This window comes from Candidatus Fukatsuia symbiotica (assembly GCF_003122425.1).
Classification (GTDB): Bacteria; Pseudomonadota; Gammaproteobacteria; order Enterobacterales; family Enterobacteriaceae; genus Fukatsuia; species Fukatsuia symbiotica.
The window spans coordinates 149,102-169,271 of the sequence record NZ_CP021659.1 but is presented as its reverse complement, the minus strand read 5'-3'; the positions used below and the strand labels follow the sequence as shown (position 1 = coordinate 169,271).

The window sequence follows — 20,170 nt, the reverse complement described above, 5'->3', positions numbered from 1 at the left end:
AGAAAGAATCGATTTAGCTTGATATATGTTTTACTAAGGATGTCTGATGGAACTTGATGATTTAATTGCCAGTATCACCCCTGAAATTTACCAACGTCTACTACAGGCGGTGGAGTTGGGCAAATGGTCAGATGGGAATGTGCTGACATCAACACAGAAAGAGAACAGTTTGCAAATGATTATGCTGTGGCAAGCACGCTACAACCATGAAGCTCAACATATGAGTATCGGTACTGACGGTCAGATGGTGATAAAAAGCAAACAGGAATTACAACAGCAGTTTACTCATCCAATGCTGATTAAATTGAAACCACAATAGATCTAAAGCCCGACTACTGCCGGGCTAGATACAAGAAATCAAGGGCTTATCAGCGAATATCGCCGCAAGTTAAACACAATACATAACGGTTTTGCGGATCATTAAATTGATTGAACGAATCCGTTTGGTCCTTCACCACGGTCGCCACAGCAGACAACGGAGCAGGTAGCATTGCCTGTACTGAAACGCCAATTTGGCTCAAAATCATATCACTCAGGCTAGGCTGATCAACAAACCATTGCAATTCATAGTTATCAAGCTTCGCCAACTCAGCCGCTTTTTTCACCGCATCATCAAAATTGCCCAATTGATCGACCAGATCGTTATTTTTAGCATCTGATCCCATCCATACACGCCCCTGAGCAATCTGATCGACTTGCTCAGGTGTTTTGTGACGGGCAGTAGCAACCAAATTAATAAAAGTTTGGTAGCCATGCTCGATATTGATTTGCATCATCTGGCTAAACTCAGAGGGAAGTGCCTTGGTCGTGGCAACATCCGCCAGCGGTGAAGTTGTTACTCCATCGGTATGTACACCAATACTCTCGAGTGATTTATCAACGGTATTGATCACACCGAAAATACCGATAGAACCAGTGAGAGTACTTGGATTAGCGATAATATAATTAGCAGGAGTAGAAATCCAATAGCCCCCTGATGCGGCCATTCCGCCCATAGAAACTACCAGTGGTTTACCTGCGGCACGGAGCGCCACTAATTCTGAACGTATCACTTCAGAGGCGTTAACACTGCCACCCGGGCTATTTACTCGCAAGATAACGGCTTCAATTTTAGGATCTAGGCGTGCCTGGCGGATTTGTGCGGCGGCAGTATCTCCACCGACGCTACCTGGCGTCTGCAAGCCATCGACAATAGCACCATTGATCAGAATGACCGCTATTTGGCTATCTTGCTGTGGTTTTTCTTTTGTTTGATAGTTGTAGATGCTGATAAAGTTAAAATCGTTATTTTGTTTATCCCAACCAAAAATGTCAGTCAATTCGGCTTCTATAGCGGAACGAGAAGCCAATCGATCGACAAGTTTATGATCCAATGCATACTGAGCTAAATTGCCACCAACGGCCTGCAATCGGCTCACAATATCGGTAGCCGCATTTGGGAACAGCTGCTCTTTACTGAGATTTCGATTAGAAGCTACCTCTGTCAGGTAATTTTGCCATAACCCTTCTATCCAACGACTGTTCGCCTCTCGTGCTTCCGGAGACATGTCATCACGGATCATTGGCTCAACCGCAGACTTATAACTACCCACACGGAAGACATGGGTCGTAATTTTTAGCTTATCTAACAACGATTTATAGTAGAGGGTATTACTGGAAAAACCTTGAAGTTCAACCGAGCCCTGTGGCGATAGATAAATTTTGTTGGCAAAACTGGCCAGATAATACTGAATCTGATTGTAACTATCACCAATGGCGTAAATCGGTTTACCGCTGTCACGAAACTCGCGTAACGCATTACCCATGTATTGTAATGACGGTTGGTCTGCACCGACAAAGTTATTTAACGACAGCACGATACCGGTAATATTGTCATCAGCCTTAGCTTGGCGGATGTTTTCTACTACCTCAAACAAAGAGTTTTCCTGTAAACGGGTACTGGAAGATCCCAGCAGCTCACGACCCCATTCTCGTAATTTATCATTCACGATCGGTTTGTCGACAACAACACCACTTAAATCAACTAATAACGCGCCCTTGGCAGGATCCGCGGGTTTATTTTGAAACTGAAAATAAAGGCCAATACCAATTAAAATCAACAGAATAAAAAACAAATTAAGGAAAAATTCTCTGACAAAATTGAGCAAACGCCACGTACGCCGGACAGTACCGGCAATAAATCGCCACAAAATGCGCATGTAGTCTCCAATACAAATTTAACAGGTAGTCACATCCTAATCATCCCTAAAATAAATGTCAGCCTTAATTATCTTGCCAACTCTGTTAATTAGCAATTATTGACACCAAACCGGCAATATATGTTATTTTTAGCTTAAAATGAAAATTGCTATCAGAAAAATTGATCAGGATCCACTACTCATTTTTAAATTTTGTGCAATCTTTTAGGGTGGATAATGCAGCTTTTTATTGCCGAAAAACCCAGTTTAGCGCGTGCTATTGCTGATATATTACCCAAACCGCATAAACGTGGTGACGGTTTTATCGCCTGTGGTGATCATCATATGGTGACTTGGTGTATCGGGCATTTATTAGAGCAAGCACCACCGGATGCCTATCATAGTCGTTATGTCCGCTGGTTATTGTCTGATTTACCTATTATTCCTGAAAAATGGCAACTGCGGCCGCGACCAGAGGTAAGTAAACAGCTCAATGTGATTAAAAAGTTATTACAGCAAGCTGATGATGTGGTTCATGCCGGTGATCCGGATCGTGAAGGACAATTGCTGGTAGACGAAGTACTCAATTATTTAGCATTGACACCTTCAATGCGGCAGAATGTCCGTCGTTGCCTGATCAATGATCTCAACCCATCGGCAGTTGAACGGGCGGTAAAACAATTACGTTATAACCATGAGTTTATCCCGCTCTGTGTATCCGCATTGGCACGATCACGAGCGGATTGGTTATATGGCATTAATATGACTCGTGCCTATACCCTTCTTGGTCGTAGTGCTGGGTATGATCGTGTACTGTCAGTTGGAAGGGTACAAACCCCAGTATTAGGATTGGTAGTGCGTCGTGATGAAGAGATTGAAAATTTTGTCGCAAAAGACTTTTTTGAAGTCAAAGCGCATATCATCACTCTCGCACAAGAACGTTTCGTTGCCTTCTGGCAGCCTAGTGATGCCTGTGAAAGCTATCAGGATGAAGAAGGGCGGTTATTACATAAGTCATTGGCGGAACATGTCATTAATCGCATTACCGGGCAGCCAGCATGGGTTACTTCATACAGTGATAAAAAAGAATTAGAAACCGCACCACTGCCCTTTTCTTTATCGACATTGCAGATAGAAGCTGCCAAGCGTTTCACTTTAAGTGCGCAACAAGTGCTCGATATTTGTCAGCGTTTGTATGAAACCCACAAATTAATTACTTATCCTCGCTCGGATTGCCGCTATTTGCCCAAAGAGCACTTTGCTGAACGCCATGCGGTATTCAATGCTATCAAGCACCATCAACCCACTCTGCTGCCACTATCAGTGATCGATGACGAGCGCCGTAACCGTTGCTGGGATGATAAAAAAGTGGACGCACATCATGCTATTATCCCAACTTCACTTGCCCGCAAAATTAATCTGACTCCAGATGAAAGCAAAGTTTATGGCCTGGTAGCAAGGCAATATCTGATGCAATTTTGCCCAGATGCGCAATTTCGCAAATGTGTCATTGAACTGGAGATCGCGGGAGGTAAATTTATAGCAAAAGCACGTTTCCTTATTGCTGCAGGTTGGCGAACATTACTCGGTAACAAAGAACGCAACGAAGAAGACGAAGGCACACCACTACCGGTTGTCAAAAAAGGGGATGAATTACTCTGTGAAAAAGGAGAATTAGTCGAACGGCAAACACAGCCTCCACGCCCCTTTACTGATGCAAGTTTACTTTCGGCTATGACTGGGATTGCACGCTTTGTACAGGATAAAGAATTGAAAAAAGTATTGCGTGCTACCGACGGTTTAGGTACTGAAGCAACCCGGGCAGGTATTATTGAGTTACTTTTCAAACGTACTTTTTTATTTAAAAAAGGCCGTTACATTCATTCCAGCCTTACTGGTAGGGCGTTAGTTCATGCATTGCCTGCTATCGCGACCGGTGCTGATATGACAGCACGCTGGGAAGCAACACTAACACAGATAAGCGAAAAAAGTTGTTGCTATCAAAATTTTATGCAACCTTTAATAGCCACATTACAAAGTTTAATCTATCAAGCACAACAAAAGAGTTCATCTCCGGTATTTAATGGATTACCTGACATCCCAGTAACGGCTATTAAGAAAGAGAAGAAACGCCAGTCTACCAAACTGAGGAAGAAATAGATGATGAAAGCATTGTCAATAGAAGGCACAATAAAAAAATTGATGATAAAAAAAGTGGCATTGTTATGCTTTATTGTATGCACTCTGTTGTTCTCCTCAGTAGCTTCTGCGGTTGAAGGTAACAACGTTAACCTCGTGGTCCCGTTGCCTGCCGAACTTTTGAAAAACCCGGTGACAACTAATAGCAACAATAGTAATCCTTGTATTCGTTGCTGTGTCTATCAAAATCAAAGTTATACCGAAGGCGCAATATTACAAATACCAGGTGGTATATCACTACAGTGCACACGGGATAAAAATAGTGTCAGGACGAATCCACTCATTTGGCAACGGCTAACTCACTAGTTGTTCAAAAAGCGAATTCCGACCATACGGGAGCATGATCAGAGGGCTTTTCCATGCCCCTGATCTGATAATCAATACCCGTTGCGATGCAATGTTCTGCTAAGGGATGACTCGCCAATAATAGATCAATACGCAGTCCACGGTTTTCATCGAAGCCACGTGAACGATAATCAAACCAGGAAAATCTATCGTTACATTCAGGATATTTTGTACGAAAGGTGTCAATCAACCCCCAATTTTGCAAGCGAGCTAACCAGTCACGTTCCTCCGGTAAAAAAGCACATTTTCCGCTACGTAACCAGCGCTTACGATTTTCTTCACCAATACCAATATCCTGTTCTGTCGGGCTGATATTTAGATCGCCCATAATTAAAACCTGAGAGTCATCAGAAAGATATTGTTCCAAATAATTCTGTAAATCACCGTAAAATTTTTCTTTGGCTGGAAATTTGGTAGGGTGATCACGGTTTTCTCCCTGTGGAAAATAACCATTAATTACCGTTAAGATGCCTCTTGGTGTCTGCAAATCAACCATAATAATACGGCGTTGCGCATCATCGGCGTCGGTAGGGAAGCCACGTCGTACAGCTAGCGGCGGCTGTCTGGTTAACAGTGCAACGCCGTAATGTCCTTTTTGTCCATGATAAAACACGTGATATCCATGTTGGCTAACCTCCTCCAAGGGAAACATATCGTCATGAACTTTAGTTTCCTGTAGGCCAATCACATCAGGTTGGTGCTGTGTAACAATTGCTGCGAGTTGATGGGGGCGGGCTCGTAACCCATTAATATTGAAAGAAACGAATTTCATTCTTGCGGCCGTTTTTTAGTATAAATGTGCCCGAATGCTAACAGATATTTGATCAAAATGTTATCCGCGCAAGATTCCCTAGAGAGGTAACTTAAATCTTAATGGTATTAAATTGCCTGTAATGCTTCGAAAGCTTACATGAATTTTGCACAGATTTTATCAGGAGAAAAAAAGAGAAATTTATTTTTAAAGAAAAAAAACCAGACTAAATTGCGATATATCCAGGTAACAGATTGTAATATAAAATTTTCTATATTAACTCTTTGATATTCTATAACGAATTTCATCAATTTTTTTGTTGAAATTTTTACCATTTTTTGCAAAACAAAAAATTTATGCCCTAAATAAGTACCAAATAAAATTTATTAGCACATCATACAGTAATTTCAATTAACGATTATTGTCACATCCCAGCCAAAAAATAACTGTTAAAAATCATAGTATTATATTAATAAATTTGTTAAAAATTAGTTTCATTGTGGCTTTATATGAGAATTTAATAGATTTTGATTAACACGCTAGGATTTAAATTTATTATTTTTACAATAGTGTGGTTTTTTACAGTATTGAAATTTATTTCAATAGAGATTCCACAATTCGAAAATTTCATTTTTTAATCTAAAGGATGATTTTATTACTTGATTATACAAATCGGAGTGGATGATCTGTTTTGTTAAAGCTATAAACATAAAATATTTTTCACAACAAAAAGAGGATTGGTGAATTATGTTTTTCTCAATTTTTTCAATAAAACTTGAAGCATTTATGAAAGTGGCTAAATATGGATCAATAAGTCAGGCAGCTAGGGAGATGAACCGAACAACACCACCCGTAGCAAAAGGTGTTAAAGATTTCGAGTGCTCTATGGGGAAAAAATTATTTATAAGAGAAAAATTTGGTATGAGACTAACTAACGAAGGTACTATTCTCTACAATGATTTAAAAGGGTTGTACCAGGAAGCAAAAGAGATTACAAAAAAATATGCGACTGATAATTTTACCAACACGGTAAATATATATTATGACTGGGGAAAATCAAAAATTTTAAGCGCAATATTCAAAGAGGCAAAAAGGAATAATATAGAGCCTAATATCCTTGGAATGAACGTTGAAAATGCCACTGACCTCCCTGATTATGATGGTAACATATTTATTATAAAGTCAGAAAAAATAATATGTGATAAATTTTCATTAATAAGAGAAGTACAGGGTTTTGCTATTGGTGTCTATGCAAAGAAAGATATCATTAATAAAAGTAAGGACGTTATGAGTTTGCTGCACGATAATATATGGCTATGTAATCCTATTTTATATAAAAGTAAATTTATCAAATCGCTTAAAGAACAGGTACCCAATCATGTTTCCAAGAATAAGATAACCCAAGTCGATAACACAGCATGTTGTTCAGAATTTATGCACGAAGGGAACTACATATTTATCACTAATTCTACTATTGATGACTTTGATCGGGATGCTACGCTGACCTTTGTACCCTTTACCAAGGAAATTTTCAGTGAAAATAATCTTTATTTTTACCAGTCAAAATCACCCTCAAGTGCGCTAAATAAGCTTATTGATTATGTTAAAAATGTCAATCTATAGTTTTTAATAAAACAACCAATTGCACGACTTTTGTGCGCCAGGGGACCTTGTTTTGAAATCATAGTACGAGAGTGTATTCCATTTTTTAACCAGTTATAAATTAATTGATATTACGGTTGTATCGGATTTATTTACCTAAAATTAAAGATTGTCAATTAATAGAATAGCTGTTTACTAAAAATGTTTTAACATGGTTACTAATTCATCCAAGGTATTTACCAAGGATTATTATTTAATCACCAAAATCTAATCAAACCATCGGTATAACATGCTGAATTGATAAAATAAGAGTGATAATTACTTCTTATAAAAAATGCAAAGAAGATCGCAATGTGAGAAAAAAACTGGGGTCATGCCACATTGTGGCAAGCACAAGTGCTCATTTTGAGCCACTATTTACAGTAAGCAGGGTAAGAGAGGCTATCCGTGGAAAAGCCATTAATAAATAAAAAAATTTTAATCGTGGAGGACGAAATTGTTTTTCGCTCAGTATTGGCTGGTTATTTAAGCTCACTTGGTGCTTCTATATATCAGGCGGTTAATGGGCGGGAAGCATTGAGAGTACTCGACGAGCATGCCCTAGATCTGATCCTTTGTGATCTGACTATGTCAGAGATGGGTGGGATTGAATTTGTCGAATGTCTGTTAGCACAGGGGATAAAAATTCCGGTGTTGATTATTTCTGCAACGGATAAAATGACAGATATCGCTCAGGTATTACGCCTGGGAGTCAAGGATGTACTGCTAAAACCTATAGTAGATCTTGCACGTTTACGTGAAGCAGTATTAGCCTGCCTTTATTCTGACTTGTTTACTTCCCCAGCCCTTGAAAGAAGGGAACTTGATCAGGACTGGGACGAATTACGTAAAGATCCTCAAAAAGCGGCTCAATTATTGCTTCAACTCCAGCCACCACTGCAACAAACAATGGCTCAATGCAAAATCCGTTATCGACAATTGACTGCCGTGGAGCAGCCGGGTTTGGTACTTGATATCGCTGCATTATCTAATAACGAATTAGCATTTTATTGCCTGGATATTACCAAAGCCGGTAATAACGGTGTATTAGCCGCCCTGTTGTTACGTGTATTATTTAACGGTGTTTTACAGGAGCATTTAGCACAACAAAAACGACGTTTGCCACAAATGACGGCATTGCTGCAACAGCTGAATCAATTGTTACGCCGCACACATCTTGATGGCCAGTTCCCCTTGTTACTCGGATATTATCATTCTGAATACAAAAATCTTAGCCTGATTTCTGCCGGTTTACAGGCCAGTATCAATATCGGAAAAAACAAAATTCAGCTGGACAATGGAATGCCACTAGGTACCTTAAATACAGCCTACCTGAAGCAGATTAGCCAAGATTGTGCATCTTGGGAGTGTCAGGTACGGGGTGGTGGCAGTGGTTTGCGGTTGACGCTTTCCACACTCTGAAAATAACCCTTCCTGAAAAGTGTAGCGCTTCTTTGCAATTCTCTTTCCACAACGTTATAACGGCAAAAATAATATCCGCCACTGACGAGCGGGCACGACCCAGTCGATAGCAACTCTATGTACTTTAAAGGCTAACTGATATAGTCTCGCCGCTTTATGGCGCTATGATAGCCGTGGATTTTACTATTTAGGATAGAAACCATGAAAGTAACAGTTTTTGGCGTTGGTTATGTGGGATTGGTTCAGGCAGCAGTATTAGCAGAAGTAGGACATGATGTATTCTGTATCGATGTCGATGCTGAAAAAATAGCAAAGCTGCAAGGAGGTCAGATTGATATTTATGAACCAGCGTTGGCTCCTTTAGTACAAAATAACGTTGCTGCGGGTAGATTGTGTTTTTCTACCGATGAAGCAGCCGGTGTTGCACATGGTATTATCCAGTTCATTGCTGTCGGTACACCTCCTAATGAAAATGGCACTGCCGATCTGCAATATGTTATGCAAGTGGCTGAAACCATCGCTAACTACATGAATGATCGCAAAGTTGTCATTGATAAATCAACAGTTCCGGTAGGTACGGCAGATAAAGTCCGTACTGTAATAGAGACGATTTTACAGCAACGTGGTCAAGAGATTTCTTTCGACGTAGTATCCAACCCCGAATTTTTAAAAGAAGGGGCAGCAGTTGCTGACTGTCGGCGCCCAGAACGCATTGTTATTGGCAGTGATAATAAGGAAGTGCTTGAGTTAATCCGTGAATTGTATGAGCCCTTTAATCGCAATCATGATCGCATGATATTGATGGATATACGTAGTGCTGAGCTGACTAAATATGCGGCTAACTGTATGCTGGCCACTAAAATTAGTTTTATGAATGAAATGGCTAACCTGGCTGAGTTATTCGGTGCTGATATTGAAAAAGTGCGTCAAGGGATTGGTTCAGACTCACGCATCGGTCATCACTTTATCTATTCTGGTTGTGGTTATGGTGGTTCCTGTTTTCCCAAAGATGTCCAGGCATTGATTCGAACAGCTGAAAATAATGCTTATCAACCTAAATTGTTACAGGCTGTTCAAGCCGTTAATAACCAGCAGAAATATAAATTGACGCAATTTATTTTTCAGCATTTTGGTCACCCATTGACAAACAAAATATTTGCACTTTGGGGACTCGCTTTCAAACCTAATACGGATGACATGCGTGAAGCACCTAGCCGTATCGTGATGGAAACCCTATGGAAAGCCGGTGCTATTATTCACGCTTATGATCCTGAGGCAATGAATGAAGCCGCACGTATTTATGGGAAGCGTAAAGATCTCCAATTGATGAAGACTAAGGAAGCTGCCTTACAGGGAGCTGAGGCACTGATTATTTGTACTGAATGGCAGAATTTCCGAGCACCCGATTTTGGCATGATAAAAAATAAATTACGGCAACCCGTTATTTTTGACGGCCGTAATTTATACGATCCAGAACGACTACATAGCCAAGAGTTTATTTATTATGCCATCGGTAGAGGCGCATCAGTTAAGCCGCTAATGAAATAAAATCCAATTTAGATGAAATTGATTAAACGACAAAATACTCGGAACGCGATAAAAAAAACCCTCCCGATTGAGGAGGGTATTTTTTATCGCGTAAAAACAGACAACATAATATTATTTGATCTGATAGTCTTCCAGCGACTTGCCTTGTTCTAGCCCCTCTTTAATCCCTGCAGGAGTACGTCCCTGACCTGTCCAGGTTTTACTTTCGCCAGTTTTTTCATCAGTATATTTATATTTAGGTGGACGTGGTACACGCTGTTTTTTATTTGTATCTTTGGACGACGCAGTGCCTTGCAGCAATTCAGCAGGTTCAATGCCATCGGCAGCTAACATTTTGAGATATTCAAGCTTTTTATGTGCACGTTCTTCAGATTTTTCCCTCTCTTCCTCTGCTTCTTTACAGCGGTCTTCAACTATAGCACTTAATTTCTCGAAGATTTCTTCCAATGTTTCAAGACTGCATTCACGCGCTTGAGCACGCAGGGTACGTACGTTGTTAAGTGTTTTTAATAATTCGCTCATTAGTCCTAGTCTCAAATTAATAATCATAGTGGGGGCATGCAGATAATAATAGAATGCTACGTTATTTTCTGCAATAGGCAATTTGATTAGCACGATAAAAATGATACTTTTAAAGTGCAATATTTTTGCTCGTTACTAATAAACCCGGAGTATTTACTATTATTTTTTCATTATCAAGCGAAAACACCAGGAAAAACCATAAAATTGTTACAAACTGATACTATATAAAAACATGATTTGTCATTAAGTTACCTGTTCGTGGTAGATATTAGAAGTGAGGAAATTGTAACAGTATGACAAAAGATAAAAATAATGTTCAAAGAAAAATAATCGCCCTGTTTGCTTATTGCTCAGGGAAAATTCTTTTCCCTGAGCATTATGCTTCAGCCGACAATAAAAGTAGCAGTTACTTCACTTTTTTTATTGTTTGCTAACGAAATGCTTTATCTCCCTATATTTATCAGTCTATTGTAAATAGCGTCTCAATATTGTTTCACTAATAGGTTACTGAGTATGTGTTTCATTGATAATCATTTTCATTAATATAATTTTTATCAATGAAAATTCTTTGTTAGACTACCGACAAATTTTACAACCAAAAAGTAGAGCTCCAAAGCACCTTTAAGATACTTACTAAACAGTGAATAGATAAGACATGTTAATAAAGTGGCGAGTGCTTCACTGCAACTGGTAATATAAAGTGCTAGTCAAAACGGCAAACACAGGTACTTGCTATGTTACGGTTTATTCTTCGCCGCATTTTGGAAACAATTCCGACACTTTTTATTTTGATTACCTTTTCATTTTTTCTGATGCGATTTGCTCCTGGTAGTCCTTTTACCGATGAACGTCATCTTCCTCCAGAAGTGATGGCCAACATCGAAGCAAAATATCATTTCAATGATCCCATTTATAAGCAATATTTCAGTTATTTACTTCAATTAGCACAAGGTGATTTAGGCCCTTCGTTTAAATACAAAGATTATACGGTCAATACTTTAGTCGTTTCTTCTTTTCCAGTATCGGCAAAACTCGGAGGCGTGGCATTTTTATTCGCGGTAATTTGTGGCATTAGTGCAGGTGTGGTTGCTGCTCTTAAGCAAAATACAGTATGGGATTATACCGTCATGGGATTAGCCATGACGGGTGTAGTTATCCCAAGTTTTGTGGTTGCTCCATTATTGGTCTTGGTGTTTGCTATTATATTGCAATGGCTACCTGCGGGTGGTTGGAATGGTGGCTCACCACAATTTATTATTTTGTCTATGGTTGCGTTATCTCTTTCTTATATTGCGAGTATTGCACGTATTACCCGTGGTTCGATGATTGAAGTGTTACATGCAAATTTTATTCGTACTGCGCGGGCTAAAGACATACCATTACGTATTATTGTGTTACGCCATGCGTTGAAACCAGCTTTGTTGCCAGTACTTTCGTATATGGCACCGGCTTTTGTTGGTATTATTACCGGTTCGATGGTAATTGAGACCATTTTTGGTTTGCCGGGTATTGGGCAGTTGTTTGTCAACGGTGCATTAAACCGTGATTATTCATTAGTTCTTAGCTTGACGATTTTACTAGGAAGCTTAACTATTTTATTTAATGCGATTGTTGATGTGTTATATGCTGCTATCGATCCAAAAATCCGTTATTAATCTACGGTTTCGCAAACAATTTATTAAAATATAGGGCACCGATGTTAAGTAAAAAAAATATTACCACGCTGGATATTTTTAATGACAGCCCTAATGTGGTCGGACGCAGTCTGTGGCAGGATGCTCGCCGTCGTTTTCTACATAATCGTGCCACAATGGTCAGTTTGTCTGTTCTCATGTTAGTTACTTTTTTTGTTATCCTGGTGCCACTGTTTGCTCAGTTTACCTATGACGATATTGATTGGGATAGCATCGCCACAGCACCGAATTTTGATAACGGTCATTATTTCGGTACTGATTTGTCTGGACGGGATTTGCTAGTACGCATGGCTATAGGTGGTCGTATCTCGTTATTGGTTGGGCTGGCCTCTGCGGTGATCGCCGTGATCGTCGGCACCTTATATGGCTCACTTTCTGGTTATCTAGGTGGGAAAATAGATTCATTGATGATGCGCCTACTGGAAATTCTTAATTCCTTTCCGTTTGTATTTTTCGTGATCTTGTTAGTGACTTTTTTTGGTCAGAATATTTTGCTTACTTTTGTCGCTATCGGCATGGTTTCCTGGCTCGATATGGCGCGTATTGTACGAGGTCAAACATTAAGTCTGAAACGTAAATCATTCATCGAAGCGGCAGTGATCGGCGGTGTTTCCACACGCCGTATCATATTACGTCACATTGTGCCAAATCTACTGGGTTTGGTGGTGGTCTACGCTTCATTACTGGTGCCAGGAATGATCCTGTTTGAATCTTTTCTAAGTTTTCTCGGTTTGGGCACTCAGGAACCTTTGACGAGTTGGGGGCATTGTTAAGTGATGGCGTGAGTGCAATTGAAGTAGCACCGTGGTTACTGCTGTTCCCAGCCGCTTTTTTGATAGTGACGCTGTTTTGTTTTAACTTTATCGGCGATGGTTTACGTGACACCCTCGATCCCAGAGATCACACTGGAGTGGCACGATGATAACTACAGCTGATCATTCATCCAGCACCTCATCGGTATTACTTAAAGTGACGGATCTTAGGGTCACCTTTTCGACAACTGACGGTAATGTAACGGCAGTGGATAATCTTAATTTTGATTTATCTTCAGGAGAAACACTCGGGATTGTTGGTGAGTCGGGTGCGGGTAAATCACAAACTGCCTTTGCTTTAATGGGGTTGCTGGCTTCTAACGCTCAGGTTGCCGGATCGGCTCAGTTTAATGGCCGTGAGCTCTTGAATTTGCCGGAGAAAAAGCTCAACCGAATGCGGGCGAAAGATATCGCCATGATTTTTCAAGATCCAATGAATTCATTGAATCCCTATATGCGCGTCGGTAAACAATTAACAGAGGTTTTGCGTCTACACAAAAAGATAAGTCACAGTGAAGCAATTGAAGAATCAATCCGTATGCTCGATGCCGTTAAAGTATCAGAAGCGCGTAAGCGTATGCGTATGTATCCCCATGAATTTTCGGGAGGGATGTGTCAACGGGTGATGATCGCCATGGCGTTGTTGTGCAACCCTAAGTTATTGATTGCAGATGAACCAACCACAGCATTGGATGTAACAGTACAAGCACAAATAATAGCCTTACTCAATGATCTAAAACATGAATTTAATACAGCAATGATTATGATCACCCATGATCTCGGCGTAGTTGCCGCGACTTGCGATAAAGTATTGGTGATGTATGCGGGGAGAATCATGGAATATGGACAGACACGAGACATTTTTTACCGTCCAGGCCACCCGTATTCTATTGGTTTACTCAATGCCGTTCCGCGCTTAAATACAAAAAGCGACTCTTTGATCACCATCCCTGGTGATCCGCCGAATCTGTTGCATTTACCCAAGGGCTGTCCATTCCAGCCACGTTGCCAATATGCTATGGAACGCTGCTCGACGACGATCCCCTCATTGGAACATTTTGGTTCAGGCCGTTTACGAGCCTGTTTTAAACCCGTTGAAGGTAAGTATTGTGGCAGATAAAAAATTATTACTCGAAATAACTGATCTGCAAGTTTATTTTAATATTAAAGACAATACACAGTGGTTCTGGCAACCGGCTAAAACATTAAAAGCAGTTGATGGCATGACCTTGAATCTCTATCAAGGGGAAACCTTAGGAATAGTTGGTGAATCTGGCTGTGGCAAGTCTACCCTTGCTCGGGCAATTATTGGCCTGGTTAAAACCAGCGGAGGCAGTGTGACCTGGTTAGGTAAAAATCTGCCTAGTATGACGGCCACTGAATGGCGTACCGTTCGTCGTGATATTCAAATGATATTTCAGGATCCGGTTGCTTCTTTAAATCCACGGATGACTATCGGCGAGATAATCGCCGAGCCGCTACGTACTTATCATCCGCAAATGTCACGTCAAAAAATGCAAGATAACGTTAAGGCGATGATGTTAAAGGTTGGTTTATTGTCTAATCTTATCAATCGTTATCCTCATGAATTCTCCGGTGGTCAATGCCAGCGTATTGGTATTGCTCGCGCACTGATCCTGCAACCTAAACTAGTGATATGTGATGAGCCTGTATCAGCACTGGATGTATCTATTCAAGCACAGGTGGTTAACTTATTACAAAAATTACAACAGGATATGGGATTATCATTGATCTTTATCTCTCATGACTTGTCTGTGGTTAAGCATATTTCCGATCGCGTATTAGTGATGTATCTAGGGCATACAGTAGAACTAGGGAGTTGTGATCAGATATACCATAATCCACAACATCCTTATACCAAAGCACTGATGTCAGCGATGCTGATCCCTGATCCAGATAAAGAACGCGCAAAAAAAACCCAGTTATTGGCAGGTGAACTTCCCTCGCCGATCGACCCACCTTCTGGCTGTGTGTTCCATACACGTTGCCCAATTGCGACAGCAGAATGTGTTAAAACACGACCAACACTAGCGGGGAATTTTCGTCATGCGGTCGCTTGCCTTAAGGTTAAAATAGATTAAGAACCTATTCGAAGAAGAAACGGCATGGTGTGTCATAGTAATGGACTAAAGAAATAAAAGAGCCGTTCAGTCACTCGATATCTGACAGAACGTTTCGCCCATTGCTCTGCATCGAGCAGAACCGAACGTGCCATATAATCATCCTGAACCCTTGCTAAATCGCTACCGAAAGCAGCATCATCGACCAACAAGGTAATCTCAAAATTTAACCACAGGCTACGCATATCCAAATTAGCGGTACCGACCAAACTCAGTTGCCCATCAACCAACACGCTTTTACTGTGTAATAAACCGTCTTCGAATTGATAAATTTTTACTCCTGACTCCAGCAGTTCAGCAAAAAACGAGCGGCTTGCCCAACGCACCATCATAGAATCGTTATTACGGGGTACAATGATGTTAACATCAACCCCCCGGTGCGCGGCGGTACAGATAGCATGTAGTAGATCGTCACTGGGAACAAAATAAGGTGTGGTCATAATCAACTGCCGACGTGCAGCATAAACCGCCGTTAGCAGTGCCTGATGGATCAATTCTTCAGGGAAGCCTGGCCCTGAAGCAATGACCTGAATAATGTGGCTGCTTTTTTGTTCGAAAGGCATGACATTCACATCGGGTGGAGGAGGCAAAATCCGTTTACCTGTTTCGATTTCCCAGTCACAAGCATAGACTACCCCTATAGTTGTAGCGACTGGACCTTCCATCCGAACCATTAAATCAATCCACTGCCCTACACCCGCATTTTGTTTAAAGAAACGCGGATCAACCATGTTCATACTGCCAGTATAGGCAATAAAATTATCAATCAACACAACTTTCCGGTGCTGGCGTAAGTCCATCCGCCGTAAAAAGACACGGAATAGATTAACTTTTAGTGCTTCGACGACTTCAATACCCGCATTACGCATCTTCATAGGAGAAGAACTGCGAAAAAACTGTCGGCTACCAGCAGAATCCAACATCAGCCTACAATGCACTCCGCGGCTCGCGGCAGCTATTAATGATTCAACTACCTGGTCAACTAACCCACCAGATTGCCAAATGTAAAACACCATTTCTATATTATGACGAGCCTGTTCGATATCTTGAATCAATGCCTTGAGGGTGTCATCAGCGTGAGTGAGTAGCTGTAGCTGATTACCTTTAACACCACTAATCCCTTGGCGTCGCTCACACAGTTTAAACAGTGGGATAGCTACTTCACTATTTTGGGTGGCGAAGATATGCTGATAATCTTTTAGTGCTTTTAACCAATTAGCAGTAGAGGGCCACATTGACTTGGCACGTTCAGCACGCCTCTTCCCAAGATGTAATTCACCAAATAAAAAATAAGTGACGATCCCAACCAATGGCAGGATATAGATGATCAACAGCCACGCCATTGCTGAAGGAACAGCACGGCGTTTCATTAGTATTCGTAGTGTTACCCCGGCAACAAGCAACCAGTAACAGAAAAAAGAAAGCCAACTGATTACAGTATAAAACGTGATCATAAGGGCAGCGATCCTATTGGAAAACCAATATTACTGTATTTATCAACAGCAATTAAATAGTGAAACCACCTATCCTATTATTCTTGCATAAATTCCTTAACTTAAAAGAACTTAGATTAATAGACTTCTTGTAAAACCGTAGTTCGTTATGTGAGGTCATAGAGTAAATGAACATTTAAACTCGTTCTTAACGAAGTATCAGCGAGCACAAGAGATTTCGAACAGGTTCTAATAAAAATCTATATTGATTGCGTGATAGTACAGACTAAAGAATAATCCTTATTGAATATGATTGCTATTTACATTTAAACTTAGCAGCATGAGAAAATATCCAGTCACTATGCAGCAAATAAAAATTTTTCCGGACCACCGAATTATATGGCCTGCAATACTCTCCACAGTATTACATGTTAGTCTAATTACAGCATTGCTTTATGTTTCTGTGCAAGATATGCCGATTTTTCCCGACATTACAGAAGTGCCCTCTGCTGTCACCAGAGTGAATATCTCCACTTTTGCGCCGGTTCCTCAATCGCTGTCCGTAACTCAAGCTGTGGTAGGAAAATCGCAGAGCCAATCCCTGAAAGCCACAATCCCCAAGATGACGCAAGCGAAACCTTTGGTGAATGATCCGCTCGTTAAATCGGCACGATCCAAGGTGATCAGTAAAAATGCAGCAGCAAAATCGGTACCGACAGCGTCAACTCTAAAGAACTTAACAACAGTTTCAGAGAATACAACAGCAATCTCAAAGCATTCAGCGACAGCCTCAGGGAATTCAGAAACTGTCTCAGGAGATCCAACAACAATCAAGCCCAAAGCACTCAGCAGAGCTAAACCGGTTTATCCCGCGCGTGCTTGGGCGGCAGGCATTGAAGGTGAAGTTAAAGTGAGGTACGACGTTGATGAAAATGGGTTAGTGATTAATGTGAAGGTATTGCAAGCCACTCCGCGCAATATTTTTGAGCGCGAAGTGAAAAAAGTGATGAAAAAATGGCGTTACGAATCTATTGCGTTCAAGGGCTATGTAATGGTAATTAAATTTAAAATCAATGGGCTATCAATGGCTACTGAAGTCAGCACCAGGTAGCAAACACACCAGGATTTGACCTCAATAGGCATATTTTACTTTGTAATAGACTTCTTGCAAAATCGACTAGATACCGCAAACTACGTGCTGCGAATTTCGCGTTACGGGGTGCTCACAATCCTAAGATTTTTTTTGGCTTTCCGGTACATGACGATAAATATACAGGCCACTCACAATGGTGAATAGCACTGTTAACGCTGTCAAACCAAACACTTTAAAATTCACCCATATATCTTGTGGTAGCCAGAATGCGACATAGACATTGATCGCACCACAACCTAAGAAAAATAATGCCCAGGCCAGATTGAGTTTTGACCACACAATATCAGGCAATGTCAATCCTCGTCCCAACATGCTTTGAATCAGCGGTTTTTTCAGCACCCATTGACTAATTAACAAGGCAGCAGAGAAGAGAACATAAATCACAGTGACTTTCCATTTAATAAATAGATCGCTGTGGAAAGCAAAGGTCAGAGAGCCGAAAACAATGACCATAACCGAGGTGATCAGTGTCATTTTGTCTATTTCGCGATATTTAATCCAGGTAAAAATTAAGGCTAATGATGTGGCCACTACCAATGCAGCGGAAGCGACGAAAATATCGTATGCCTTGTAAAAAACAAAGAACACGATCAATGGGAGAAAATCTAGAAGCTGCTTCATTAAACAATCCATTCATTTGTATATCGCCGACTACAGCGAATGTGATTAAATGCGTAGTCTATCGCAAAATTAACCATTATGTAGCAGCATATGCAGGCGGAATAAGTAGACTAACAGTAGCGTGGATAGCAAATTATTCAGTGTGCTTAATATCACATCCATGATTATGGGTGTGAAGATGGTTACGCGGCTAATTAGTAGCAATAACAATAATTTCGCACTGAACCACAATATCATCGTTGGAGCTATCAAACGTATGTTGGCAAAAGCTAATTTCGCACTGCTTTTAATGGCGGCGAAAATTCCGATTTTTTCATTGGTGATAATGATTGGCGTCAAAGAGACGGCCAAGGCAATGGCAATACCAGGTACAACAAATAATGCCAGTCCAAACTGGATAAATAGTGTACAAATAAATATCAGCAGAGACAAACGTGGTAACGTTGAGAGTGAAAAACCCACTGCCTGCCATGTATTGACGCGATGCCCTTGAGATACCAGTGTCATCAGGGCTAGCATGGCACCGATCAGTAGTACATTGCCTAGCAAGGTTGAAAACGCGGCAGCAGCTGATACTTTGAGCAATACCATCTGCTGCTCAGGCGTCATCAGTTGCACCATCTCTTTGATCCCCATCCCCTTCGATGATCCAAAATCGTTCTTCACTGTACCCAAAATTTTTAATTGCTCAGCATCAGGAATCAATACCTGATTCAGTATGACGGTAATCAAGGCGGTCAGTAACGCTAACAACAGGATGTTGAACAATTGACTGCGCGCAAAATTAAAACTGTCACGGTGCAAGATATTAGCCGTGATCGGCATGTAAGTACTCCTCTGGATTCGAAAATAAAATAATGTTCAGCCAGTGATTATACCCTGTTATGTTTGTTTTTTCTGTGAATTGAGGATAGCGGATAAACTTGCTACGGTTCCGAAAGAAGTCTATTGGAGTTTTTTTTGCGTTTTACGTAAGAACCTGTTCAAAATCGTTGTAAGGGGCCTGTTCAGCCTGTTCCAAATCTTCTTGAGCGACGCTCAGACGAGGAAAAAACAGGCGAAGAAGCGCGGTCTACCCTTTGTATACAAAAAAAGGGAGCAAATGAGTATTTTGAGCTCGTTTTTGACAAAATATCAGTGAGCACAAGAGATTTCGAACAGGCTCCAAGCACAATAGCAAGGGGCGAGTTCACCCCCTAGTGCAGTTATTTAACTTGCATTTTATTAGAGACAGATTTCACCCCCGGAACACTACGAGCGATTTTCACTGCTTGGTCGGCAGCCTGTTTTGAAGTCACAAAACCGCTTAATTGTACTCGACGTTTGAAAGTTTCAACCTTAATTTCTGTAGATCTAAAATTCTTTGTCCCGAATAGGGCTGATTTCACTCTAGTGGTGATTACCGTGTCATCAATATAACCGCCAGTACCTTCTGATTTGTTCGTTGGTGCGCAAGACGCTATCGCAAAGGTCAGCATCGTAGTAACACACAATATCGCAAAGATTTTCAAAAGCTTCATAAATTCTTCCTATTTTGAGATGTCGAACAAGATGACAGATCGGGGCTTCACAAAAGGCCGAATCAATTACCCAATGACAGAGATGAGTAAATACTGCATGCATGAAATCAATTATTAGTTAAGAATATGTATTGTTCAAATTATTCCTGGAGATTTGGTTCTTTATACAAATACAAAATGAGGACTGTAAG

The 20,170-nt window shown here is 40.7% G+C and carries 18 protein-coding genes and 1 pseudogene; 12 read left to right on the top strand and 7 right to left on the bottom strand.

Features of this window, described 5'->3' with window-relative positions; translation table 11 throughout:
- The first annotated feature begins 46 nt into the window (after window positions 1-46).
- Window positions 47-319, top strand: a complete 273-nt coding sequence (locus tag CCS41_RS00795; protein WP_072550394.1) for a YeaC family protein — start codon at window positions 47-49, stop codon at window positions 317-319.
- A gap of 49 nt (window positions 320-368) precedes the next feature.
- Here the strand turns inward: CCS41_RS00795 and sppA are convergent, their stop codons facing one another.
- A complete protein-coding gene (sppA, locus tag CCS41_RS00790) occupies window positions 369-2,198 on the bottom strand; it encodes a signal peptide peptidase SppA (RefSeq protein WP_119797024.1) in 1,830 nt (609 codons plus the stop codon).
- A 216-nt stretch (window positions 2,199-2,414) separates the two neighbouring features.
- Here sppA and CCS41_RS00785 point away from each other — a divergent pair, with 216 nt between their 5' ends.
- Window positions 2,415-4,337: a DNA topoisomerase III gene (locus CCS41_RS00785; protein ID WP_072549916.1), complete on the top strand. Its 1,923-nt coding sequence runs from the start codon at window positions 2,415-2,417 to the stop codon at window positions 4,335-4,337.
- 42 nt (window positions 4,338-4,379) lie between these two features.
- Window positions 4,380-4,682, top strand: coding sequence for a DUF1496 domain-containing protein (locus CCS41_RS00780; protein WP_072549919.1), 303 nt, complete (start codon window positions 4,380-4,382; stop codon window positions 4,680-4,682).
- 4 nt (window positions 4,683-4,686) lie between these two features.
- Here the strand turns inward: CCS41_RS00780 and xthA are convergent, their stop codons facing one another.
- Window positions 4,687-5,493, bottom strand: coding sequence for an exodeoxyribonuclease III (xthA, locus tag CCS41_RS00775; RefSeq protein WP_072549915.1), 807 nt, complete (start codon window positions 5,491-5,493; stop codon window positions 4,687-4,689).
- 726 nt (window positions 5,494-6,219) lie between these two features.
- Here xthA and CCS41_RS00770 point away from each other — a divergent pair.
- From CCS41_RS00770 to CCS41_RS00760, 3 genes are all read left to right on the top strand, one after another.
- Window positions 6,220-7,095 (top strand): helix-turn-helix domain-containing protein, encoded by an 876-nt coding sequence (locus CCS41_RS00770; RefSeq protein WP_072549914.1) that lies wholly within the window; start codon window positions 6,220-6,222, stop codon window positions 7,093-7,095.
- A gap of 426 nt (window positions 7,096-7,521) precedes the next feature.
- Complete coding sequence (rssB, locus tag CCS41_RS00765) at window positions 7,522-8,535, top strand: two-component system response regulator RssB (RefSeq protein WP_072549913.1); 1,014 nt, start codon at window positions 7,522-7,524, stop codon at window positions 8,533-8,535.
- A 201-nt stretch (window positions 8,536-8,736) separates the two neighbouring features.
- Window positions 8,737-10,083, top strand: a complete 1,347-nt coding sequence (locus CCS41_RS00760) for a UDP-glucose dehydrogenase family protein (protein ID WP_072549912.1) — start codon at window positions 8,737-8,739, stop codon at window positions 10,081-10,083.
- Window positions 10,084-10,194: 111 nt separating this feature from the next.
- On the opposite strand, the gene CCS41_RS00755 is transcribed toward CCS41_RS00760, so the two are convergent.
- A complete protein-coding gene (locus CCS41_RS00755; RefSeq protein ID WP_072549918.1) occupies window positions 10,195-10,605 on the bottom strand; it encodes an H-NS family histone-like protein in 411 nt (136 codons plus the stop codon).
- Between the two features lie 293 nt (window positions 10,606-10,898).
- Here CCS41_RS00755 and CCS41_RS15475 point away from each other — a divergent pair, with 293 nt between their 5' ends.
- From CCS41_RS15475 to oppF, 5 genes and pseudogenes are all read left to right on the top strand, one after another.
- The gene (locus tag CCS41_RS15475) at window positions 10,899-11,039 is read left to right on the top strand and encodes a hypothetical protein (RefSeq protein ID WP_162859942.1); all 141 of its coding nucleotides are present in this window, start codon (window positions 10,899-10,901) and stop codon (window positions 11,037-11,039) included.
- Window positions 11,040-11,339: 300 nt separating this feature from the next.
- A complete protein-coding gene (oppB, locus tag CCS41_RS00750; RefSeq protein ID WP_119797023.1) occupies window positions 11,340-12,260 on the top strand; it encodes an oligopeptide ABC transporter permease OppB in 921 nt (306 codons plus the stop codon).
- Window positions 12,261-12,301: 41 nt separating this feature from the next.
- Window positions 12,302-13,221, top strand: a pseudogene (gene oppC / locus CCS41_RS00745) (oligopeptide ABC transporter permease OppC).
- Window positions 13,218-14,231, top strand: a complete 1,014-nt coding sequence (gene oppD, locus CCS41_RS00740; RefSeq protein WP_072549909.1) for an oligopeptide ABC transporter ATP-binding protein OppD — start codon at window positions 13,218-13,220, stop codon at window positions 14,229-14,231. The pseudogene oppC and the gene oppD overlap by 4 nt, the downstream one beginning before the upstream one ends.
- Complete coding sequence (gene oppF, locus CCS41_RS00735) at window positions 14,221-15,213, top strand: murein tripeptide/oligopeptide ABC transporter ATP binding protein OppF (protein ID WP_072549908.1); 993 nt, start codon at window positions 14,221-14,223, stop codon at window positions 15,211-15,213. The genes oppD and oppF overlap by 11 nt, the downstream gene beginning before the upstream one ends.
- A gap of 32 nt (window positions 15,214-15,245) precedes the next feature.
- Here oppF and cls read toward each other — a convergent pair whose 3' ends face one another.
- On the bottom strand, window positions 15,246-16,706 hold the full coding sequence (gene cls / locus CCS41_RS00730; RefSeq protein ID WP_072549907.1) for a cardiolipin synthase: 1,461 nt from the start codon (window positions 16,704-16,706) through the stop codon (window positions 15,246-15,248).
- Between the two features lie 340 nt (window positions 16,707-17,046).
- Between cls and CCS41_RS00725 the strand changes: the two genes are divergently transcribed.
- Window positions 17,047-17,796, top strand: coding sequence for a TonB family protein (locus tag CCS41_RS00725; RefSeq protein WP_072549906.1), 750 nt, complete (start codon window positions 17,047-17,049; stop codon window positions 17,794-17,796).
- 120 nt (window positions 17,797-17,916) lie between these two features.
- Here the strand turns inward: CCS41_RS00725 and CCS41_RS00720 are convergent, their stop codons facing one another.
- The 3 genes from CCS41_RS00720 to CCS41_RS00705 all read right to left on the bottom strand — a co-directional run bounded on the left by CCS41_RS00720 (window position 17,917) and on the right by CCS41_RS00705 (window position 19,979).
- Entirely contained in the window at window positions 17,917-18,459 is a 543-nt protein-coding gene (locus tag CCS41_RS00720; RefSeq protein ID WP_072549905.1) for a septation protein A, read from the bottom strand.
- 69 nt (window positions 18,460-18,528) lie between these two features.
- Window positions 18,529-19,284, bottom strand: a complete 756-nt coding sequence (locus tag CCS41_RS00715; protein ID WP_072549904.1) for a YciC family protein — start codon at window positions 19,282-19,284, stop codon at window positions 18,529-18,531.
- A 380-nt stretch (window positions 19,285-19,664) separates the two neighbouring features.
- Window positions 19,665-19,979, bottom strand: a complete 315-nt coding sequence (locus tag CCS41_RS00705) for a BON domain-containing protein (protein WP_072549902.1) — start codon at window positions 19,977-19,979, stop codon at window positions 19,665-19,667.
- Between the last annotated feature and the right edge of the window lie 191 nt (window positions 19,980-20,170).